Origin of the sequence: Nocardioides zeicaulis (genome assembly GCF_042432345.1) — a bacterium.
In the GTDB taxonomy this organism is placed as follows: domain Bacteria; phylum Actinomycetota; class Actinomycetes; order Propionibacteriales; family Nocardioidaceae; genus Nocardioides; species Nocardioides zeicaulis.
In genome coordinates this window covers 1,331,021-1,351,400 of sequence record NZ_JBHLXH010000001.1, presented here as the reverse complement: position 1 = coordinate 1,351,400, position 20,380 = coordinate 1,331,021, and the positions used below count along the sequence as shown (strand labels likewise).

General features: G+C 72.4%; 23 protein-coding genes. 12 read left to right on the top strand and 11 right to left on the bottom strand.

Annotation, left to right across the window (positions count from 1 at the left end):
* The first annotated feature begins 20 nt into the window (after positions 1 to 20).
* The 5 genes from rsmA (at position 21) to ACFFJG_RS06655 (ending at position 6,047) form a co-directional block, all read left to right on the top strand.
* Positions 21 to 899 carry a 16S rRNA (adenine(1518)-N(6)/adenine(1519)-N(6))-dimethyltransferase RsmA gene (gene rsmA, locus ACFFJG_RS06675; RefSeq protein ID WP_378517819.1) on the top strand — a complete coding sequence of 293 codons (879 nt, stop codon included), beginning with the start codon at positions 21 to 23 and terminating at the stop codon, positions 897 to 899.
* The gene (locus ACFFJG_RS06670; RefSeq protein WP_378517818.1) at positions 896 to 1,801 is read left to right on the top strand and encodes a 4-(cytidine 5'-diphospho)-2-C-methyl-D-erythritol kinase; all 906 of its coding nucleotides are present in this window, start codon (positions 896 to 898) and stop codon (positions 1,799 to 1,801) included. Before rsmA ends, ACFFJG_RS06670 begins: the two co-directional genes overlap by 4 nt.
* Before the next feature lie 113 nt (positions 1,802 to 1,914).
* Positions 1,915 to 2,412 carry an NfeD C-terminal domain-containing protein gene (locus tag ACFFJG_RS06665; RefSeq protein WP_378517817.1) on the top strand — a complete coding sequence of 166 codons (498 nt, stop codon included), beginning with the start codon at positions 1,915 to 1,917 and terminating at the stop codon, positions 2,410 to 2,412.
* Positions 2,413 to 2,490: 78 nt separating this feature from the next.
* Positions 2,491 to 4,041 (top strand): flotillin family protein, encoded by a 1,551-nt coding sequence (locus ACFFJG_RS06660; RefSeq protein WP_378517816.1) that lies wholly within the window; start codon positions 2,491 to 2,493, stop codon positions 4,039 to 4,041.
* 197 nt (positions 4,042 to 4,238) lie between these two features.
* Entirely contained in the window at positions 4,239 to 6,047 is a 1,809-nt protein-coding gene (locus tag ACFFJG_RS06655) for an ABC-F family ATP-binding cassette domain-containing protein (protein WP_378517815.1), read from the top strand.
* Positions 6,048 to 6,165: 118 nt separating this feature from the next.
* Here the strand turns inward: ACFFJG_RS06655 and ACFFJG_RS06650 are convergent, their stop codons facing one another.
* Positions 6,166 to 6,651 (bottom strand): MarR family winged helix-turn-helix transcriptional regulator, encoded by a 486-nt coding sequence (locus ACFFJG_RS06650; protein ID WP_378517814.1) that lies wholly within the window; start codon positions 6,649 to 6,651, stop codon positions 6,166 to 6,168.
* A 182-nt stretch (positions 6,652 to 6,833) separates the two neighbouring features.
* Here ACFFJG_RS06650 and ACFFJG_RS06645 point away from each other — a divergent pair, with 182 nt between their 5' ends.
* The 4 genes from ACFFJG_RS06645 (at position 6,834) to ACFFJG_RS06630 (ending at position 9,227) form a co-directional block, all read left to right on the top strand.
* Positions 6,834 to 7,640 (top strand): trans-aconitate 2-methyltransferase, encoded by an 807-nt coding sequence (locus ACFFJG_RS06645; protein ID WP_378517813.1) that lies wholly within the window; start codon positions 6,834 to 6,836, stop codon positions 7,638 to 7,640.
* Entirely contained in the window at positions 7,640 to 8,017 is a 378-nt protein-coding gene (locus ACFFJG_RS06640; RefSeq protein ID WP_378519460.1) for a VOC family protein, read from the top strand. The genes ACFFJG_RS06645 and ACFFJG_RS06640 overlap by 1 nt, the downstream gene beginning before the upstream one ends.
* Positions 8,018 to 8,170: 153 nt before the next feature.
* The gene (locus ACFFJG_RS06635) at positions 8,171 to 8,743 is read left to right on the top strand and encodes a P-loop nucleotide/nucleoside kinase family protein (protein WP_378517812.1); all 573 of its coding nucleotides are present in this window, start codon (positions 8,171 to 8,173) and stop codon (positions 8,741 to 8,743) included.
* 10 nt (positions 8,744 to 8,753) lie between these two features.
* Entirely contained in the window at positions 8,754 to 9,227 is a 474-nt protein-coding gene (locus ACFFJG_RS06630) for a hotdog fold domain-containing protein (protein WP_378517811.1), read from the top strand.
* Between the two features lies 1 nt (position 9,228).
* On the opposite strand, the gene ACFFJG_RS06625 is transcribed toward ACFFJG_RS06630, so the two are convergent.
* From ACFFJG_RS06625 to ACFFJG_RS06600, 6 genes are all read right to left on the bottom strand, one after another.
* Positions 9,229 to 10,092 (bottom strand): amino acid ABC transporter permease, encoded by an 864-nt coding sequence (locus ACFFJG_RS06625; protein WP_378517810.1) that lies wholly within the window; start codon positions 10,090 to 10,092, stop codon positions 9,229 to 9,231.
* A complete protein-coding gene (locus ACFFJG_RS06620) occupies positions 10,089 to 10,778 on the bottom strand; it encodes an amino acid ABC transporter permease (protein ID WP_378517809.1) in 690 nt (229 codons plus the stop codon). Before ACFFJG_RS06620 ends, ACFFJG_RS06625 begins: the two co-directional genes overlap by 4 nt.
* An 84-nt stretch (positions 10,779 to 10,862) precedes the next feature.
* Positions 10,863 to 11,753 (bottom strand): glutamate ABC transporter substrate-binding protein, encoded by an 891-nt coding sequence (locus ACFFJG_RS06615; protein WP_378517808.1) that lies wholly within the window; start codon positions 11,751 to 11,753, stop codon positions 10,863 to 10,865.
* A 93-nt stretch (positions 11,754 to 11,846) separates the two neighbouring features.
* A complete protein-coding gene (locus ACFFJG_RS06610) occupies positions 11,847 to 12,623 on the bottom strand; it encodes an amino acid ABC transporter ATP-binding protein (RefSeq protein ID WP_378517807.1) in 777 nt (258 codons plus the stop codon).
* Between the two features lie 104 nt (positions 12,624 to 12,727).
* Positions 12,728 to 13,225 (bottom strand): 2'-5' RNA ligase family protein, encoded by a 498-nt coding sequence (locus ACFFJG_RS06605; RefSeq protein ID WP_378517806.1) that lies wholly within the window; start codon positions 13,223 to 13,225, stop codon positions 12,728 to 12,730.
* An 84-nt stretch (positions 13,226 to 13,309) separates the two neighbouring features.
* Complete coding sequence (locus tag ACFFJG_RS06600) at positions 13,310 to 14,623, bottom strand: glycoside hydrolase family 16 protein (RefSeq protein WP_378517805.1); 1,314 nt, start codon at positions 14,621 to 14,623, stop codon at positions 13,310 to 13,312.
* A gap of 271 nt (positions 14,624 to 14,894) precedes the next feature.
* On the opposite strand from ACFFJG_RS06600, the gene miaB reads away from it, so the two are divergent.
* Entirely contained in the window at positions 14,895 to 16,400 is a 1,506-nt protein-coding gene (miaB, locus tag ACFFJG_RS06595; RefSeq protein WP_378517804.1) for a tRNA (N6-isopentenyl adenosine(37)-C2)-methylthiotransferase MiaB, read from the top strand.
* A gap of 149 nt (positions 16,401 to 16,549) precedes the next feature.
* On the opposite strand, the gene ACFFJG_RS06590 is transcribed toward miaB, so the two are convergent.
* The 4 genes from ACFFJG_RS06590 to ACFFJG_RS06575 all read right to left on the bottom strand — a co-directional run bounded on the left by ACFFJG_RS06590 (position 16,550) and on the right by ACFFJG_RS06575 (position 18,757).
* Entirely contained in the window at positions 16,550 to 17,509 is a 960-nt protein-coding gene (locus tag ACFFJG_RS06590) for a type IV toxin-antitoxin system AbiEi family antitoxin domain-containing protein (protein WP_378517803.1), read from the bottom strand.
* A 182-nt stretch (positions 17,510 to 17,691) separates the two neighbouring features.
* Positions 17,692 to 17,988: a hypothetical protein gene (locus tag ACFFJG_RS06585; RefSeq protein ID WP_378517802.1), complete on the bottom strand. Its 297-nt coding sequence runs from the start codon at positions 17,986 to 17,988 to the stop codon at positions 17,692 to 17,694.
* 54 nt (positions 17,989 to 18,042) lie between these two features.
* On the bottom strand, positions 18,043 to 18,516 hold the full coding sequence (locus tag ACFFJG_RS06580; protein WP_378517801.1) for an NUDIX domain-containing protein: 474 nt from the start codon (positions 18,514 to 18,516) through the stop codon (positions 18,043 to 18,045).
* 19 nt (positions 18,517 to 18,535) lie between these two features.
* Positions 18,536 to 18,757 (bottom strand): antitoxin, encoded by a 222-nt coding sequence (locus tag ACFFJG_RS06575; protein ID WP_378517800.1) that lies wholly within the window; start codon positions 18,755 to 18,757, stop codon positions 18,536 to 18,538.
* Between the two features lie 84 nt (positions 18,758 to 18,841).
* On the opposite strand from ACFFJG_RS06575, the gene miaA reads away from it, so the two are divergent.
* Entirely contained in the window at positions 18,842 to 19,780 is a 939-nt protein-coding gene (miaA, locus tag ACFFJG_RS06570; protein WP_378517799.1) for a tRNA (adenosine(37)-N6)-dimethylallyltransferase MiaA, read from the top strand.
* 19 nt (positions 19,781 to 19,799) lie between these two features.
* Positions 19,800 to 20,315, top strand: coding sequence for a dihydrofolate reductase family protein (locus tag ACFFJG_RS06565; RefSeq protein ID WP_378517798.1), 516 nt, complete (start codon positions 19,800 to 19,802; stop codon positions 20,313 to 20,315).
* Positions 20,316 to 20,380 lie beyond the last annotated feature (65 nt).

Genomic DNA, 20,380 nt, shown 5'->3' with positions numbered 1-20,380 from the left:
CGCCCCACTAGGCTGGCGCCATGACCACTGACCCGGCCGGCCCGAGGCTCCTCGGGCCGGCCGAGGTACGTCAGCTCGCGGCCGAGCTGGACCTGCGGCCCACCAAGCAGCGCGGGCAGAACTTCGTGATCGACGCCAACACGGTGCGGCGCATCGTGCGGGAGTCGGCCGTCACCGGGGACGACGTCGTCGTCGAGGTCGGCCCAGGGCTGGGGTCGCTGACCCTCGCGCTGCTCGAGGTCGCCCGGCGCGTCATCGCGATCGAGGTCGACCCCCTGCTGGCCGGCAGGCTGCCGGCCACCATCGCGTCGTACGCCCCCGGGCAGGTCGACCGGTTCGAGGTCGTGCTCGCCGACGCGATGCGCGTGCAGGAGCTGCCCGGCCCGGCGCCGACCGCGCTGGTGGCCAACCTGCCCTACAACGTCTCGGTGCCGGTGCTCATCCACCTGCTCACGCTGCTGCCGTCGCTGGAGCGTGGCCTGGTGATGGTGCAGGCCGAGGTCGCCGACCGGCTCGCCGCCGGCCCGGGCTCGAAGACCTACGGCGTGCCGTCGGTGAAGGCCGCGTGGTTCGCCGACGTGCGCCGCGCCGGCGCGATCGGCCGCAACGTCTTCTGGCCGGCGCCCAACGTCGACTCCGGCCTGGTCGCCTGGACCCGCCGTGACCCGCCGGTGACCACCGCGACCCGCGAGCAGGTCTTCGCGGTCGTCGACGCCGCGTTCGCCCAGCGCCGCAAGCAGGTGCGCGCCGCGCTGCGCGGGCTCGCCGGGTCGGCCGAGACCGCCACCGCCGCGCTGGAGGCCGCCGGGGTCGACCCGACCGCCCGCGGTGAGGTGTTGACCGTAGACGACTTCGCCCGCATCGCCGAGGGCCTGGCCGCCCACGCCGCCACCGCATGAGCATCACGGTCCGCGGCGCCGCGAAGATCAACCTGCACCTCGGCGTCGGGCGGGTGCGTGAGGACGGGTTCCACCCGCTCGACACCGTCTACCAGGCGATCGGGATCCACGACGACCTCACCGTCGCCACCGCCGACGCGCTCTCGCTCCTCACCCACGTCGCCGACCACATCGACCCGGCGTCCGTCCCCGACGGGGACGACAACATCGTGCTGCGCGCCGCCCGGCTGCTGGCCGCCCGGACGGGTGCGCCGGCCACCGGCGCCTTCGTGGTGCGCAAGGACATCCCGGTCGCCGGCGGCATGGCCGGCGGCTCCGCCGACGCCGCCGCCGCGCTCGTGGCCCACGACCGCCTCCACGACCTGCACACCCCCGACGACGTCCTGCTCGCCCTGGCCGCCGAGCTCGGCAGCGACATCCCGTTCAGCCTCGTCGGGGGCACCGCGCGCGGCGTGGGTCGCGGCGAGCTGGTCACCCCGGTCGAGGACCGCGGCGCCTGGTGGTGGGTCGCGGTGCCGTCCACCGTGGGCCTGTCGACGCCGGTCGTCTACCGCCACTTCGACGTCCTGCACCCCGACGCCCCCGAGGTCCCGGCGTCGGCCGAGCCGCTGCTGGCCGCGCTCGCGAGCGGTGAGCCCGTACGCCTGGCGCGGGCGCTCCACAACGACCTCCAGGAGCCGGCCATCGACCTGCGACCCGAGCTGGGCGACCTCATCGTCCGCGGCGAGGCCGAGGGGGCGCTGCGCGGCATGGTGAGCGGCTCCGGGCCGACGGTGGTGTTCCTGTGCGAGTCGGCCGAGGGTGCGCGTGAGACCGCGCTCGGCCTCGCCGGGTCCGGCGAGGAGGTCGTGCTCACCGCCACCGGGCCCGTCGCGGGCGCGCACGTCCTCACGCCCGTCTGAGCTCCCCCTCCTCGTGCCGGGAGGCGTCGCACGGCATGAACTGAGGCGGGCGGGGAAGCATCCCGCTATGTTGTGCGCGACATCCGCGCACAGCGGGTGACTGGGGGAGGATCGTGACCGCGTTCTTGGTCATCGGCGCGCTCGGCGTCGTGCTGCTCGTCGTGGCGCTCGTGCTCGGCGACGTGCTCGACGGCGCCCTCGAGGGGCTGAGCTCCGGCTTCTTCTCCACCGAGGCCCTGGCCGGCTTCCTCGGCGCGCTCGGCTTCGGCGGCGCGCTCGCGCTGTCCGCCACCGGCTCGACGAGCCTCGCGGTCGTCATCGGCCTGGTGCTCGGCGTCGGGCTCGGCTGGCTCGCGGCGCGAGCCTCGGCGTTCCTCCACGGCGACGGCGAGACCGACACCGTCCGCACCTCCGACGTGCTCGAGAAGATGGGCTCGGTCGTCAGCGCCATCCCCGAGGGCGGCTTCGGCGTCGTCCAGCTCTCGGTGGGCGGCCACCTCACCCGCCTCAACGCCCGCTCCAGCGTCGCCGTGCCGGCCGGCACCCGGGTCAGCGTGACCCGCGTGCTCTCGCCGACCGCCGTCGAGGTCGAGCCGCTCTTCCTGCCCTGACCAGCCGGTCCCGCACCTCCGTCCCGTCCACGCCCGTCCACACCCGTCCTCCCGTACGACTCACCGCAAGGAGCACCCATGTCCGGTCTGTCCCCGGTCGTCACCGCCGTGATCGGCCTCGTCGTCCTGCTGGTGCTGCTCGCACTGCTGGTCACCACCCGCTACAAGGTGGCCGGGCCCAACGAGTCGTTCATCATCACCGGCCGCAAGGGCAAGGGGGAGGTGCGCAACCCCGAGACCGGCGAGATCTCGACCGACCTGTCGGGCCAGAAGGTCGTCATGGGCGGCGGCGTCTTCGTCATCCCGTTCGTGCAGCGGCTGGCCACCCTCGACCTGTCCTCGCGCCGCATCTCGGTGCAGATCCGCGGCGCGGTGTCGGGGCAGGGCATCAAGCTCAACCTCGACGGCGTCGCGCTCGTCAAGGTCGGCGGCAACGAGGACTCGATCCGTGCCGCGGCCCAGCGCTTCCTCAGCCAGCAGGCCGAGATCGAGACCTTCACCCAGGAGGTGCTCGCGGGTGCGCTGCGCTCGATCGTCGGCTCGATGTCGGTCGAGCAGATCATCCGCGACCGCGCTGCGTTCGCCCAGCGCGTGGCCGAGGAGTCGGAGTCCTCGCTGACCGGGCAGGGCCTGGTGCTCGACACCTTCCAGATCCAGGACATCACCGACGACGGCTCCTACCTCGCCGACCTGGGCCGCCCCGAGGCCGCCAAGCTCAACCAGATCGCCGCCATCGCCGAGGCCAACGCCCGCCAGGCCGCCGAGCAGGCGCGCATCGCCGCCGAGCAGGAGATCGCCGTCGCCCAGCGCGCGCTGGTGCTGAAGAACGCCGAGATCAAGGCCGAGACCGACGCCGCGACCGCGACCGCCGCGGCCTCCGGCCCGCTGGCCCAGGCCGACCGCGACCAGGCGATCCTGCTGGAGCAGGAGAAGGTCGCCGTGCGGCAGGCCGCGCTGAAGGAGCGCCAGCTCGACACCGAGGTCCGCAAGCCCGCCGACGCCGAGCGCTACCGCGTCGAGACCGAGGCGCAGGGTCGCCGCAACTCCTCCATCCTCGAGGCGGAGGCCCGCAAGGCCGCATCGATCGCCAACGCCGAGGCGGAGGCCGAGAAGGCCCGCCTGACCGGTGAGGGCGAGAAGTCCCGCCGTTCCGCGCTCGCCGAGGCCGAGGCCATCGAGGGCGCCAAGCGCGGTGAGGCCGAGAAGGCCCGCCGTGTCGCCGAGGCCGACGCCCTGCGCGCCGAGGGTGAGGCCCAGGCGGCCGCGATCCTCGCCGCCGGCCAGGCCGAGGCCGAGGCGATGGACAAGAAGGCCGCCGCCTTCGCCGGCTACAACGAGGCCGCCGTGCTGCAGATGCTGATCGAGGTCATGCCCAAGGTCGCCGCCGAGCTGGCCCGCCCGATGGCCGGTATCGACAAGCTGACCGTCATCTCCGCCGACGGCGCCGGCGAGCTGCCCCGCCAGGTGACCAACAACCTCGTGCAGACCATGGAGCTGCTCAAGGCCACCACCGGTCTCGACGTGGAGCAGCTGATCCAGAAGTACGCCCGCACCGACGCCGCCGCGCCGTCGCTCGGCACCACCCCGGCCGCCTCGGCTCCCGCCGACGGGGGCCAGCCGGTCAGCTGACCGTGCCGTGAGCGGTGAGTGAGACACGTTTTCCGACCCTCGGAACGTGTCCCACTCACCGCCACGTCCCCGGTCGCCGCCGGGGCGGTGAGTGACGCAGGTTCCGGGCGCGCAGAAGGTGTCTGGCTCACCGCGCCAGCACCGGGGCGTACGCCGATCCGTGCCCGCTGGGGCGCACCTGAGAGGATCGGTCGGTCATGGCGAACTTGATCAACCTCGAGCGCGTCTCGAAGTCCTACGGCGTCCGGCCGTTGCTCGCCGACGTCTCCCTCGGCATCTCCCTCGGTGAGCGTGTCGGCGTCGTCGGACGCAACGGCGACGGCAAGACCACGCTGCTGGAGGTGATGACCGGCCTCGAGCAGCCCGACACGGGCCGGGTCTCGCGCACCCGCGGCATCGAGGTGGGCTACCTCCACCAGGGCGACGAGCTCGTCGACAGCCACACCGTCCGCGAGGCGGTGCTGGCCGGTCGCCAGGACCACGAGTGGGCCGCCGACCCGACCACCCGTCAGGTCGTCGAGGAGCTCCTGGCCGGCGTCGCCCTCGACCGTGCGGTCGTCGGGCTCTCCGGTGGCGAGCGCCGTCGCTGCGCGCTGGCCGCGCTGCTGCTCTCGCGCCACGACCTGATCGTGCTCGACGAGCCGACCAACCACCTCGACGTCGAGGCCGTCGCCTGGCTCGCCTCCCACCTCGTCACCCTCCCGAGCGCGCTGATCGTCGTCACCCACGACCGGTGGTTCCTCGACGCGGTGTGCCAGACGACCTGGGAGGTCCACGACGGCGCCGTCGACTCCTACGAGGGCGGCTACGCGGCCTACGTCCTGGCGAAGGCCGAGCGGCAGCGCCAGGCCGCGGCCACCGAGACCCGCCGGCAGAACCTCGCACGCAAGGAGCTGGCGTGGCTGCGGCGCGGTGCCCCCGCCCGTACGTCGAAGCCGAAGTTCCGCATCGACGCCGCCAACGCCCTCATCGACGACGTGCCGCCGCCGCGCGACCGGATGGAGCTCCAACGCTTTGCCAGCCAGCGGCTCGGCAAGGACGTCATCGACATCGAGGACGTCGACCTCACCCGCGGCGAGCGCAAGCTGCTCGACCACGCGACCTGGCGCATCGGCCCGGGCGACCGCGTCGGCATCGTCGGGGTCAACGGCGCCGGCAAGACGACGCTGCTCTCCCTGATCGCCGGCACGCTGGCGCCCGACGTCGGCCGCGTGAAGCAGGGCCGCACGGTCGACCTGCGCCACCTCACCCAGGCGCTCGACGAGATCGACCCCGAGGCGCGGGTGCTGCCGACCGTCGAGTCGATCCGGCGGGTCACCAAGACCCTCGACGGCCAGGAGCTGACCGCGACGTCGCTGCTCGAGCGCTTCGGGTTCACCGGCGACCGCCTGACCGCGCGCCTCGGCGACCTGTCGGGCGGCGAGCGGCGTCGCTTCCAGCTGCTCAAGCTGCTGCTCAGCGAGCCCAACGTGCTGCTGCTCGACGAGCCCACCAACGACCTCGACATCGACACCCTCAACGTCCTCGAGGACTTCCTCGACACCTGGCCCGGCACCCTGGTCGTGGTCTCCCACGACCGGTACTTCCTCGAGCGGGTCACCGACTCGGTGTGGGCGCTGCTCGGCGACGGGCAGGTCTCGATGCTGCCGCGCGGCGTCGACGAGTACCTCGAGCGGCGTACGGCGATGCAGGCCGCCGCCGAGGCGTCCGCCGCTCGCGCGGTCGCGACCGCGCCCACCGGCCCGGCCCCGTCCGACGCGGCGCCCGGCGACCCCAAGGCCCGGCCCGGCAGCGCCGAGGACCGCGCCGCCCGCAAGGTGCTAGCCCGGGTGGAGAAGCAGCTGGAGCGGATCGCCGCGCGCGAGGCCGAGCTGCACGCCGAGATGGAGGCCCACCTCACCGACTACGACCTGCTCGCCCGCGTGGGCGCCCAGCTCGGCGAGCTCGCCGCGGAGAAGGACGACCTCGAGCTGGAGTGGCTGGAGGCCTCCGAGGTCGTCGACTAGCCCCCGGCGGCGTTCCCGCCGTTGTCGGCCCGTTGTCGAGGTCCCCGCTCGTGCGGGGACTTCGTCACGTCGTGGGCGTCGCCACCCCCACCACGTGAGGGAGTCGCCCACGCAGTCGTCAGCTGAAGGGCGCGAGCAGCGAGCGGAGCAGCCCCGCGAGCCGGGTGCGCTCGGCGTCGGGCAGGTCGGCGAGCAGGTCGGCCTCGGCGGCGAGCAGCGCCTCGAAGGCGCCGTCCACCGCAGCCTTGCCCTCCACCGTCAGCCGCACCAGCACCCCGCGACGGTCCTTGGGGTCGGGCAGCCGCTCGACCAGGCCGCGGGCGGTCAGCCGGTCGACGCGGTTGGTCATGGTGCCGCTGGTCACGAGGGTCTCGCGCAGCAGCCGGCCGGGGGAGAGCTCGTACGGCGTCCCCGCGCGGCGCAGCGCGGCCAGCACGTCGAACTCCCACGACTCGATGCCATGGGCGGTGAAGGCGTCGCGGCGGGCGAGGTCGAGGTGGCGGGCCAGCCGGCTGATGCGGGAGAACACCTCGACGGGCGCGAGGTCCAGGTCGCCGCGCTCGCGGCCCCAGGCCTCGACCAGGTCGTCCACCTCGTCACGCATGCCGACATCCTGCCAGACCGGTCGAGAATCTTGACATCGAGATGATTGGGGTCGAGGGTGGAGTATCTCGACATCAAGACACTTTGCCGGGTAGTCCAGTGACAATCTGCTGTCAGGGGGACCGTCCCACGACAGTCCGCCACTGGACTACCCCGCGCACCGGCACGAGGAGGAGCACGCGCATGAGCCACACCTGGGACCCCGACCGCTACCTCGCGTACGCCGACGAGCGCGGCCGCCCCTTCGTCGACCTGCTGGCCAGGGTGCACGCCGAGCGGCCCCACGTCGTCGTCGACCTCGGCTGCGGCCCGGGCAACCTGACGGCGTTGCTCGCCGACCGCTGGGCGGGCGCGCGGGTGACCGGGATCGACAGCAGCCCGGAGATGATCGACGCGGCCCGCGAGATCGACGGCATCGCGTGGGAGGTCGCCGACCTGCGGGAGTGGGCGCGCCCCGACCCGCTCGCACTGCGCGCCCCCGTCGACGTGCTCGTCAGCAACGCCACGCTCCAGTGGCTGCCCGACCACCTCGAGCTGCTGCCGGCGCTCGTCGACCGCGTCGCGCCGGGCGGCTGGCTCGCCTTCCAGGTGCCGGGCAACTTCGGCGAGCCGAGCCACACGATCCGCACCGACATCGCCGGGCGCGAGCCGTACGCCGCCCACGTGCGCGACGTCGCAGTCCCCGCCAGCCACGAGCCGGCCGACTACCTCCGTGTCCTGCTCGACCTCGGCTGCGAGGTCGACGCGTGGGAGACGACCTACCTCCACGTCCTCGCCGGCCCCGACCCCGTCTTCGACTGGGTCTCCGGCACCGGCGCGCGTCCGACGCTGCAGGCGCTGCCCGACGACCTGCGCCCGCTGTTCGAGGAGGAGTTCCGCGAGCTGCTCCGCGAGGCCTACCCCGCCGACCCGTCGGGGCGCGTCGTGCTGCCGTTCCGGCGGATCTTCGTGGTCGCGCGCAAGCCCGGCGGCGTGACGGTGGACGCGTGATGCGCCTGCACCACGTCCAGGTCGCCTGCCCGCCCGGCGGCGAGGACCTCGCGCGCCGGTTCTACGGCGAGGGCCTCGGGATGAGCGAGGTCGACAAGCCCCCCGACCTGGCGGCGCGCGGCGGCTGCTGGTTCCGGACGTACGACGACGCGGGCGCGGTCTCAGCGGAGGTCCACGTCGGCGTGGAGGACCCGTTCGCGCCCGCTCGCAAGGCCCACCCGGCGTTCGTCGTCCCCGACCTCGACGCCGTCGCCGACCGCCTGCGCGCGATCGGCGCCGAGGTCGACGAGACCCAGCGCACGACGTTCCCCGGCCACCTGCGCCTGCACACCTTCGACGGCCACGGCAACCGCGTCGAGGTCCTCCAGGCCGTCTGATCCGTCCCGGTCGGGTTCCCCCGCTGAGCCGGGGGAACCCGGGGTTCTCGGGGTCTGCAAGCCACGAGAACCGCGAACTCCCCCGGTGAACCGGGGGAACCCGACGCCGATACCCAGGTGCGGAGGAGGGGGACCCCGCGGCAGGATCGCGCCATGCTGCTGATCGTGCTCGGGCCCCCGGCGGTCGGGAAGATGACGGTCGGCCGGGCGATCGCCGACCGCTCGGACTTCCGGCTGTTCCACAACCACCACTCGATCGAGCTGCTGCTCGAGGTCTTCGACTACGGCACGCCGCCGTTCCGCACGCTCAACACCGAGATCCGCCGTCGGGTCATCGAGGAGGCGGCCGCGACGGGCACCGACCTGGTGTTCACCTTCGTGATGGGGCTGGACGAGCAGGACGAGGCCGACTACCTCGCTGGGCTCGCCGAGCCGTACGGCGACGACGTCGCGGTCGTGGAGCTCGTCGCCGACCTGGACACCCGGCTGATCCGCAACCGCACCGAGCACCGGCTGGCGGAGAAGCGCTCCAAGCGCGACGTGGAGTGGTCGGACGCCAACGTGCGCGAGCTCGAGGCCGACTACCGGATGGTCTCCGAGCGGGGTCGTGACGCGCCGGGCGAGCGGCTCCTCGCGCGCTGGCCCCACCTCGTCGTCGACAACACCGACGTCCCCGCGCACGAGGTCGCCGAGCGGGTGCTCGCCTGGCTCGCTACTCAGCAGTAACATCAACGGCATGCCTGCCGTCCTCGACCTCTGGAAGAAGTCCACCGCGCTGCCCCTCGGCGACCGGCTCTTCTCCCTCGCCTTCAGCCAGAAGGCGCCCTACTTCGCCAGCATCCGTCCGCGCTTCGCCGTCGTCGAGCCCGATCGGGCCGAGCTGGTGATCCACAAGCGCCGCCGCGTGCACAACCACATCGGCACGCTCCACGCGATCGCGCTGTGCAACGGGCTCGAGGCCGCGATGGGCGCGCTCGCCGAGTCGACGATCCCGCGCGACCGGCGCTGGATCCCCCGGGGCATGGAGGTCGCCTACACCGCCAAGGCCGACTCCGACGTCACCTGCATCGCCGAGACCGACCCGGAGCAGTGGACCGCCGAGCTGGGGGAGGGGTACGACCTCCCCGTGCGCGTCCGCGGCGTGCGCGTCGACGGCACGACCGTCATCGAGGGCGAGATCCGGCTGTGGATCTCGCCCCGCAAGCGGTGACCTAGCCGATCGCGGCGCTGCGCTCGGACTGCGCCTCGCCGACCATCGGGACGTCGAGCATCTTCTTCTCGCCCACGAGCCGCTTCTGCACCCGGATCGCGATGAAGGTGAGCACCAGGTTGACCGCGACGTAGAGCGCGGTGATGACGATGGCCGTCGGCACCTGGTTGCGGAACTCGAGGTAGATCGGCTTCCCGACAGCGGTCAGGCCGGGCGCGAGGATCGCGTAGCCGAGGCTGGTGTCCTTCAGCGCGACCACCATCTGGCTGATGATCGAGGGCAGCATGATCTTGACGCCCTGGGGCAGCAGCACCGACGTCATCACCTGCGACTTGCGCATGCCGATGGCGTACGCCGCCTCGGCCTGGCCGCGCGGCACGGCGTTGATGCCGGCGCGGAAGACCTCCGCCAGGACCGAGCCGTTGTAGAGGGTCAGCGCGATCACGACGCACCAGAACGGGCTGAACGGGCCGCTGCCGATGGCGAGCAGGTAGAACAGGAAGATCATCAGCAGCAGCACCGGGGCGGCGCGGAAGAACTCCACGACGAGCCAGGCCGGCCACCGCACCCACCGGTGGTCGGAGAGCTTGGCGATGCCGAGCAGGAGCCCGATCGCGACGGCGAGGACGATCGAGAAGAACGCCATCTTGAGCGTCTCGAGCAGGCCGTCGACCAGGATGAACTGGATGTACTTGGGCGTGAGGAACGGCTCCCACAGCGCGTACTCGAGCTGGCCGCGGTCGTACATCGTCCAGACCGCGAAGGCGACGAAGGCGAGCAGCGCGAGCAGGCTCACGACGGTGTAGACGCGGTGCCGCGCGACGGTCCGGGGACCGGGGGCGTCGAAGAGGACGGAGGAGCTCATCGCGCGACCCTGACCTTCCGCTCGACCGCGAGGGAGGCGAACGAGACCACCTCGACGATGACGATGTAGCCGATCGCGAAGACCAGGAAGATCCCGATGCGCTGGTCGGCGTTGTTGTTGGTGAGCGCGCGCATGGTCGCCACGGCCTCGGCCATGCCGAAGGCGGCAGCCACGGAGGTGTTCTTGATGAGCGCGATCAGCACGCTGGTCATCGGCGGGATGACCGCCCGCGCAGCCTGCGGCAGCACGATCTCGGTCATCGACTGGCCGAACGTCAGGCCGATCGCGCGTCCGGCCTCAGCCTGGCCGAGCGGCACGGCGTTGACGCCGGAGCGCATCGCCTCGCAGACGAAGGCCGAGGTGTAGAGCGTCAGCGCGATGCAGGAGCGGACGAAGAACGCCGAGACGTTCCAGCCCCCGATCTCGACGTCCTCGACGAACGTGAAGTTGTAGCCGAGCACCGGCATCGCGATCGCCATGAAGATGAAGATCATCAGCAGCGGCGTGTTGCGGAAGAGCGTGACGTAGACCGCCGCCGCCTTGTTGAGGATCGACACCGGACCGACGCGGAAGACCGCGAGGACCGTGCCCCAGACGAGCGAGGCGATGCCGGAGACGACGAACAGCCCGATCGTCAGCCCGAAGGCCTTCAGGTAGTCGTCGAAGTTCGAGAACACCGCATCCATGCGGGGCGCTCCTCTCTGGAGGACGCCGGCGGGCACGAGGCCCGCCGGCGTCCGGTCAGTGCTGGTTCAGCCGGGTGTGGGGGGTCAGGCGGCCGGGCACTCGTCCATGGCCGGCGGCTCCGGGGTCTCCACGCCGGACTGGCCGAGCGTGGCCTCGAAGGCGGCGTCCCAGTCGCCGTCGTCCTCTGCCTCCTTCAGCGTGTCGACGATCCACTGGCACATTTCCGGCTTGTCGAGGCTGTAGCCCACGCCGTAGCGCTCCTCGGAGAACGGGTCCACGACGACCTTGAGCTGGTCGGGGTTCTCCGCGGCGTAGCCGAGGAGGATCGCGCCGTCGGTCGTCATCGCGTCGACGGTGCCGCTGAGGACCTGGTCCACGCACTCGGAGTAGGTGTCGAAGCCGCGCGGCTTGGCACCCTCGGCCTTGATGTTGTCGAGCGAGGTCGAGCCCGTCACCGAGCACACCTCCTTGCCCTTGACGTCGTCGAGGCTCTCGATGTCGCTGTCGGAGGCGACGAGGAGCTGCTGGCCGGTCTGGTAGTACGGGCCGGCCTGGCCGACGACCTGCCGGCGCTCGTCGGTGATGGAGTACGAGGCGATGACGAGGTCGACCTCGCCCTCCTGGAGGAACGGCTCGCGGTTGTCGGAGATCGTCTCCTTCCACTCGATGTCCTCCGGGGCGATGCCGAGGGAGGCCGCGAGAATCTTGCCGATCTCGGGGTCGAAGCCCTTCGGCATGTCGTCGGTGGCGCCCTTGAACCCGATGCCGGGCTGGTCGTACTTCACGCCGATCGTGATCGAGCCCGCGTCGGCGAAGTCCTTCATCGCGGTGCCGTCGTCGAAGCTCTCCGCCGCGTCGTCCGCGACCTCGACGTCGGGGCCGCTGGCCTCGTCCTCGCCCGCGTTGCCGCAGGCGGCGAGCGACAGGGCCAATCCCGCCGTGGCGATGACCGCCTTGGTCCTGATGAGTCTCATCCTTGCTCTCCTTCGTTGGGCGGCCCGAGGCCGTCTGGGGGTTCCTGGGGATGGATGTGCTGTTGTGTCCCGAGACTGGGTCCTCGCGCTCGGTCAGTGCGTGAGGATCTTGCCGAGGAAGTCCTTGGCGCGCTCCGAGGTGGGGTTGGTGAAGAACTCCTCGGGGGTGTTCTCCTCGACGATCGCGCCGTCGGCCATGAAGACCACCCGGTCCGCGGCGGTGCGCGCGAAGCCCATCTCGTGGGTGACCACGACCATCGTCATGCCCTGCTGCGCGAGGTCGACCATGACGTCGAGGACCTCCTTGATCATCTCCGGGTCGAGCGCGGAGGTCGGCTCGTCGAAGAGCATCACCTTCGGCTCCATCGCCAAGGCGCGCGCGATCGCGACGCGCTGCTGCTGGCCGCCGGAGAGCTGCGCGGGGTACTTCTCGGCCTGGTGGCCCACGCCGACGCGGTCGAGGAGCTCGCGCGCCTTGCGCTCGGCCTCCTCCTTCTTCAGCCCGCGGACCTTGATCGGCCCGAGCGTGACGTTCTCGAGGATCGTCTTGTGGGCGAAGAGGTTGAAGCTCTGGAAGACCATCCCGACCTCGGCGCGCAGCGCGGCGAGGGCCTTGCCCTCCTGCGGCAGCGGCTGGCCGTCGAGGGTGATGGTGCCCTCGTCGATGGTCTCGAGCCGGTTGATGGTGCGGCACAGGGTGGACTTGCCCGACCCCGACGGCCCGATCACGACGACCACCTCACCGCGCTTGACGGTGAGCTCGACGTCCTTGAGCGCGTGCAGCTGTCCGTAGTGCTTCTGCACGTGGCTGAGCACGACGAGCGGCTCGCCCCGGCCGGCGCTGACGGTTCCCGATTCCTGCGCGGTCATGGCGGCAACCTATCCGTGACCGGTCCAGACAGGCCATCGCACCTCCCCCCGCCGGGGGCAACCGTGACCCGACCGTGACCGCCGGGCACCCGTCCCGCGGGCGCTCAGAGGGCGCGTACGACGCCCGCGTCGGGGTCCCAGCGACGCAGCGACGACAGCGTCAGCACGGCGTCGTCGTGGCCCAGCGCGTCGAGGACTCCGGGGACGTCGGCGCGCGGGACGCGGCGCGCCAGCGTCACGTGGGGGAGCCAGCCGAGGTGCTGTGCGGCGGGCACGGCGGCCCGGACGTCGAGCACGGCCCGCACGAGCGCGTCGGGGGCGTCGAGCAGGCGGACGACGGTGACCCTGGCGCCGCCGAGCAGCGCCACCCCGGCGACGCGGACCTCGACCGGCAGGAGCGTCCCGAGCACCTCCGCGGCCACCTGCTCGTCGGCGGCCCCGAGGCCGGGGGCCGCGACCACGGTGACGTGCGGGGTGTTGGTCGCGCCGCGGTGGTCGAGCTGGGAGGGCAGTCCCGCGTCGTGCAGGACCTGCCAGTCACGGCGTACGACCTCGACGCCGGCCGCGTCGGGCAGCAGCTCGAGGGCGTGCATCCGGGGCATGGTCCGAGCCTAGGCGGCGGACCATGCCCCGGTACGTGTCCTGAGGTGGGGGCTCAGGAGGCCTGAGGTGGGGGCTCAGGCGGATCAGGCGGCCTTGCGGCCGGTGGAGCGACGGCTGGACTCGATCGAGGTGGCGTCGAAGACCCGGACCCAGTCGACCTGGGCGGCGTCGCCCAGCTCGTCGGCGGTGAGCTCGTCCAGCTCGTAGTCGGAGGTGAGGTTCGACAGGACGAGGTACTCGTCGGCCTGGGACACCGCGTCGGTCTCGCGGTAGTACTCGCGGCCGTCGACGCGGAAGACGTACTCGGTGGGGGTCCACTCGACCGAGAAGACGTGGAACTCGTCCCACCAGCTCCTGTTCTTGCCGAGCACCTGGCGGGTGGCCGGGAACAGGTCGCCGTGGCTGACCTTCTGCCAGCCGGGCTGGTAGTAGTGGACGTGCGAGCCGACGGCCTCGTTGCCGCGGCCGTTCTCGCCGAAGAACTCCATCACGTCGATCTCGGCGCCACCGGCGGCGTCGCCGTCGACGTACTTCGTGCCGGCCGGCAGCATCCAGAGGCCGGAGTGCATGCCCTTGGCCTGCTGGGGCTTGATGCGGGCCGCGACGATGCCGTGCTGGAAGAAGCGGGTGTACTCGGTGGAGACCTGGCTGTTCAGCAGGTACTGCTGGGTGCCGGGCGTGCCGTTCCAGGTGTAGCTGCACGGGGTGCCGGCCAGCGCCGGGTCCACCGCCACGCCGAGGCGGAGGACGCCGCCGCCGACGCTGCGGGCGGCGGGGTCGACGCGGGCGCAGGTGCGGGGGGCGTACACGCTCTCGTGCTCGCGCTTCTGGTCGTTCCAGACCGACGTGTCGAGGGTGGTGCCGGAGAAGGTGTCCTCGAACTCGGGGGTCCAGCTGCGGGCGGTGACGGTGCCGGAGGTCCAGGCGCGGCCGACGGCCACGGTGGAGGCGCGGTAGGTGCCGGGGGAGGCGGAGAAGGTGGCGGTTCCCCAGGTGTCCTCGCTGGCGGTGTCGACGATCTTCCAGCCCTTGCCGGACTTGCGCTCCAGGGTGACCTTCTGGCCGGGCGTGGCCGGGCTGAAGGTGGCGACGAGGGCGGCGGCGTCGGACGGCGCGGCGGGCGAGGTGCCCGGCTGCACGACCGGCGGGAGGGCCGACAGCGTCGCGGTGACGCGGGTCTTGCGGTTGGCCTTCGCGGGCCGGCCGGTCTTCGCGGGGCCCGCCTTCGGCTTGGCGGCGGCCTGCGCGACGTCGGCGCCGGCGTTCTCGGCGGCGTGGGCGGTGGCCGGGAGCGACATGAGGAACATTGCGGTAACAGATGCCGCAAGGGCTCCCGCGCGGGCCGCCCGCAGGCTGATCGACCGCTTGTTCCGCGTGTTCTGCTCGTTCTTGCGCATCCGTGCACCCCCACCGTGACCGGTAACCCCAGGTTGTCCACGTCCGTGTGGCACTGGTTGTTACCGCTTTGTTGACTTATGTAGGGAGTGTGAATCCGGGTGAAACCGAAATCCAAGGAATCTGAGGGTTAATCCTCAAAAGTGCCTACTGGCCTAGTCCGATCGGGTCAGCCCGGGGGGTGGGGGACGGGGCCCGAACCTCGTAGCGTCCGCCCCGCGCCCGCCGAGCGATTGCCGCCGCCCGCGCTCGCCGCCGTACGCTGGAGCGGTCATGAGCGCAGTCGACGAAGCCCCCGCACGCACCTACGAGGTCCGGACCCACGGGTGCCAGATGAACGTCCACGACTCCGAGCGGCTCGGCGGCCTGATGGAGGCCGCGGGCTACGTCCGTGCCGCGGGCGAGGAGCCGGCCGACGTCGTCGTGTTCAACACCTGCGCCGTGCGCGAGAACGCCGACAACAAGCTCTACGGCAACCTCGGCCACCTCGCGCCGGTCAAGGCCGCGCGGCCCGGCATGCAGATCGCCGTCGGCGGCTGCCTTGCGCAGAAGGACCGCGAGACGATCACGACGCGCGCGCCGTGGGTCGACGTCGTCTTCGGCACCCACAACATCGGCTCGCTGCCGGCGCTGCTCGAGCGCGCGCGGGTGGCCGACGAGGCCCAGGTCGAGATCCTGGAGTCGCTGTCGGTCTTCCCCTCGACGCTGCCGACCAGGCGGGAGTCGGCGTACGCCGCGTGGGTGTCGATCTCGGTCGGGTGCAACAACACCTGCACCTTCTGCATCGTCCCGGCACTGCGCGGCAAGGAGAAGGACCGCCGACCGGGCGACATCCTCGCCGAGGTCGAGGCGCTGGTCGCCGAGGGCGTCACCGAGGTCACCCTGCTGGGCCAGAACGTCAATGCCTACGGCGTCGAGTTCGGCGACCGCCAGGCCTTCTCCAAGCTGCTGCGGGCGTGCGGCTCGGTGCCGGGCCTGGAGCGGGTGCGCTTCACGTCCCCGCACCCGGCCGAGTTCACCGACGACGTCATCGAGGCGATGGCCGAGACGCCCAACGTGATGCCGTCGCTGCACATGCCGCTGCAGTCGGGCTCCGACAAGGTGCTGCGCGACATGCGCCGCTCCTACCGCCAGGCGAAGTACCTCGGGATCATCGAGCGCGTGCGTGCTGCGATCCCCGACGCCGCGATCACCACCGACATCATCGTCGGCTTCCCCGGCGAGACCGAGGACGACTTCCAGGCCACCCTCGACGTCGTCCGCGCCGCCCGGTTCTCCTCGGCCTTCACCTTCCAGTACTCCAAGCGCCCCGGCACCCCCGCCGCCGTGCTGGAGGACCAGGTGCCGCCCGAGGTGGTGAAGGACCGCTACCTGCGACTCTCCGCCCTCGTCGACGAGATCGCGTGGGAGGAGAACAAGGCGCTCGTCGGTCGCACCGTCGACCTCATGGTCGCCGAGGGCGAGGGCCGCAAGGACAGCGCGACCCACCGCCTGTCGGGCCGCGCGCCCGACAACCGCCTGGTCCACTTCGCGGCCGACTTCTCCGCCGTCCCCGAGTCGTCCGTGCGCCCCGGCGACGTGGTCACCGTCGAGCTCACCTACGCCGCGCCCCACCACCTCGTCGCCGACGGCGCGATCCGTGCCGTGCGCCGCACGCGGGCCGGCGACGCGTGGGAGCGGCGTACGTCCGGTGGCCCTTCCTCTCCGTCCTCGGTCGGGCTCGGGATGCCCTCGGTCGGCGTCCCCGCCCCCCTGCCCCCGGCTCCCGCCTGCGGCTGAGGTGCCTGCGGCTGAGGTGCCAGCGGCGCGCGCGGGCCGCCGTACCGCGCTGCCGCCGCTCCGCCGCCGAAGTCCCCGGATATCCGGGGACCTCGGAGGTTGCGCGGTCGTGGTGACGCACCAGGTACGTCACCACGACCGCACAGTGCTCAACCGGCGAACGACAGACCCGGACGGCAGGCGGGGCACGGCCTTAACGAGCCCTGCCACCCGTGGGCGTTGAGCAGTCGCGCGACCCGGTCTGCCGTCTCGCAGGGGCGGCCGTGCACCTGGCCCCACCCGACCCGGACGGTGACCTGCCCGCACACGGCCGCGTCGAGGTCGCGGTCGAGATCGAGGTCGCGTTGCCGTGGGGTGTCGTGCCACAGCCGTCCGTCGAGCTCGACCAGCACGCCGTAGTCGACGTACGCCGCGTCGCGGTAGACCGGCCCACGCGCCGAGTCGCGGAGCTGTCGATGTGCCATCGGCAGGCCATGGGGCCGTTCGACCAGCGTGAGGTACCCCTGCTCGAGCGCCGACCACGCGCCGAGGTGGAGGTCGGTCAGCACGGCCCGCAGGAAGTCGCGTCGAGGTGCACGAGGACGCGCGTCCAAGCAGTCGCGCAGCCGGATCGGCACCGTGCGCCGAGCCTGCACGGCGTCCGCCAGGACCGCAATCGCTGCGAAGTCGTCAGGGGCGGTGCACGCGACGTCGATGAGGGCATCCTCGACCCGCACACGGGGAGGGCTCGCGTTCCAGACGACTCTGTCGTGCAGTGCGGACACCCGGTGCAGGCGGTAGCCGGACGGGAGGGCGACACGTCGGTGCCGGCCGACGGCGATGTGGATGAGGTCGCCGTCGTCGTGGCCGACCCGGCCCGGGCCGTCCGCTGCCCGGAGGGCGCTCTTGCGAGCGAGCGCCGCGGGCCAGGCGATGAGCACCCCGACCCAGGCGCGCTGGAGCCACGACGGCGGGCCGGTGTGGTCGAGGAAGACCCCGTCGTGCACCCGTACCAGCTCGCGGCGTCGCAGCATCCGCTCGATGTCGTGGGGCGCGACGCCCCGCTTCGTCAGCTGCCGCCGCGCCACCACGCCCGACTGGAGCGCCAGGAGGTCGTCGTACGTCGTCACGAATCCGATCGTGCGACGTGGGCAACCTCGTGGGCGAGGGGATGGCGCAGGGCTGTGGACAGTGCTGTGCGGTGCTGGTGACGTACGTGGTGCGTCACCAGCACCGCGCAAGGCCCGAAGTCCCCGGATATCCGGGGACTTCGGCGGCAGCAGGCAGGGGGCGGCCGGCCGCCGGCAGCCCGTCAGGCGGGAGGCTCGGCGGAGCCGTCCTCGGCCTCCTGGCCGGCGTCGGGCTCGCCGGCGGAGGCGGCCTCGTGGTCGTCGGCGCGGCCGTCGGGGGCCTGGGACTTGTCGTCGGGCTCGGAGATCTCGCCGGGTGTCGCGTCGTCGACGGCGGGGTTGTCATCAGGGTTCAGGTCACGGCCGAGGCCGTCGTCGGCCGGGTCGGTGTGGAGCGCGTCGGCGTCGACGCCGCCGGGCAGGAGCTGCGGCTCCTCGGTCGTCGGCTCGGGGATCGGGCCGAGGTCCTCGTCGGTCATGGGTGCCTCCTGTGGTTCGGTCCCCTCGATCGTGCCCCGGGCACCGGGTGGCGACTACCCCCGTGCGGGCGACGCCGGCCACCCGAAGGTCAGGTAGCGCTCACCGGAGAAGAGGTGGGCGATCGCGTGGGCCTCGTGCGGCACCATCGGCTCGGGCAGCGCGTCGACGCCGAACCAGCCGAGCCCGTCGGCCTTGTGCTCCTCCACGACCCGCGGCTCGCCGGTCCACGAGCGCGCGGTGAAGAAGAAGTCGACGCGCTCCTCGACCGCCGGGCCGAACTGGCTGCGCTGCATGGTGAAGGCGAACTCCAGCGCCAGGTCGGTGATGCCGAGCTCCTCGACGGCCTCGCGGCGCGCGGCGTCGTACGCCGTCTCGCCGGGCTCGACGTGCCCGGCGGCCGCCGCGGCCCAGTGCCCGGGCATGTAGGGGACGGGCCCCCGCTGCTGGAGCAGCACCTCGGTCCCCGCCTCGCCGTCGCGCAGCAGGTAGACGTAGGAGGCGGGGACGAGGGCGAAGCGGTCGGTCACGCGGGCGACCCTAGAGGGGTCAGCGGATGGTGGTGCCCGGCGGGATGTCGTCGTCCTTGCCGTCGAGCTTGTCGAGCGCGTCGCGCGCCTTGCCGGTGGCCTGGTCGATCTTGTCGGCGTGCTTGCCGCCGGTCTTCTCGTTGGCGAACTTGCCGGCCTTGTCGATGCCCTGGGCGATCTTGTCGCCGTGCTGGTCGACCGCGTCGGTCAGCTTGGCCTTGGCCTTGTCCAGAAAGCTCATGGGTCCTCCTGCAGGTCGCCGCCCCACCCGGACAGGTGGGGACTCCGGCACGACCGAGCGTAGCCACGCTGCGACAATCGGCCCATGCCTCGTCCCGTCGTCGCGATCGTCGGCGCCACCGCCTCGGGCAAGACCGGGCTGAGCCTCGACCTCGCCGAGCGCCTCGGCGGGGAGGTCGTCAACACCGACGCGATGCAGGTCTACCGCGGCATGGACGTCGGCACCGCCAAGCTCCCCGAGGCCGAGCGGCGCGGCATCCCGCACCACCTCCTCGACCTGATGGAGGTGACGGAGGCCGCGAGCGTCGCGGAGTTCCAGGGGTGGGCGCGCGAGGTCGTCGCCGACGTCCGCGGCCGCGACCGGGTGCCGGTGCTCGTCGGCGGCTCCGCGCTCTACACCCGCGCGATCCTCGACCGCTTCGAGTTCCCCGGCACCGACGAGGCGCTGCGGGGCGAGCTCGAGGCCGAGCTCGAGCGGGTCGGCAGCGCCGCGCTCCACGCCCGCCTCGCCGGCGTCGACTCCGAGGCCGCCGCCCGGATCCAGCCCGACAACGGTCGTCGGGTCGTGCGGGCGCTGGAGGTGGTCACGCTCACCGGGAGGCCGTTCAGCGCGAGCCTCCCGCGCCTGGAGTACGCCGACCCGCGCACGCTGCAGGTCGGGGTCGACATCGACCGACCCACCCTCGACGAGCGGATCGCTCGGCGGGTGGAGGAGATGTTCGAGCACGGCTTCGTCGAGGAGGTCGAGGCGCTGCTCGCCCGCGGGCTCGCCGAGGGGCGCACCGCGAACCGCGCCATCGGCTACCGCGAGGTGATGGGCCACCTCGCGGGCGACCGCACGCTCGAGCAGGCGCGCGAGCAGACGATCGTGGCCACCCGGCGGTTCGCCCGGCGCCAGGACGCGTGGTTCCGCAAGGACCCGCGCGTGCTGTGGGTCGCGCACGACGACCCCGACCGCGTCGAGGTCGCCCTGGCCGCGGTCGCCGGGCTGGCCGCGGAGCACGATCAGGCCGACTGTCGGTGAGCGGTGCCATGGTGGGTCGATGGCGACGATCTACTACACCGGCTGCTCCCTCGACGGCTTCATCGCGACCGAGGACCACTCGCTCGACTGGCTGACCTCGCGCGACATCGACGACGAGGGCCCGATGGCCTACCCCGCCTTCAGCCAGCGGGTGGGGGCGTGCGCGATGGGCGCCAACACCTGGCAGTGGATCCTCGACCACGACGACGACCCGTGGGGACCCAAGCCCACCTGGGTGCTCACGCACCGCGCGTTCGCGCCGTCGCCGCAGGTGCGCTTCACCTCCGCCGGCGTGCGCGAGGTGCACGCGGAGATGACCGAGGTGGCGGCCGGCAAGGACGTCTGGGTCGTCGGCGGCGGCGAGCTGGTGGGTGCCTTCCACGACGCTGGGCTGCTCGACGAGGTGTGGATCCAGTACGCCCCGTGCACGCTCGGCGGCGGTGCGCCCGTCCTGCCGCGGTCGATCGAGCTGCGCCTCGAGGAGGTCGCCCGCAACCGCGACTTCGCCTGCGTGCGGCACACCGTCGTCCGCTGACACCCACCCCTGCGGGTCGTGGACATCGTCCGCGGCCGGAGGCAGGGTGGGACCCACGACCCACT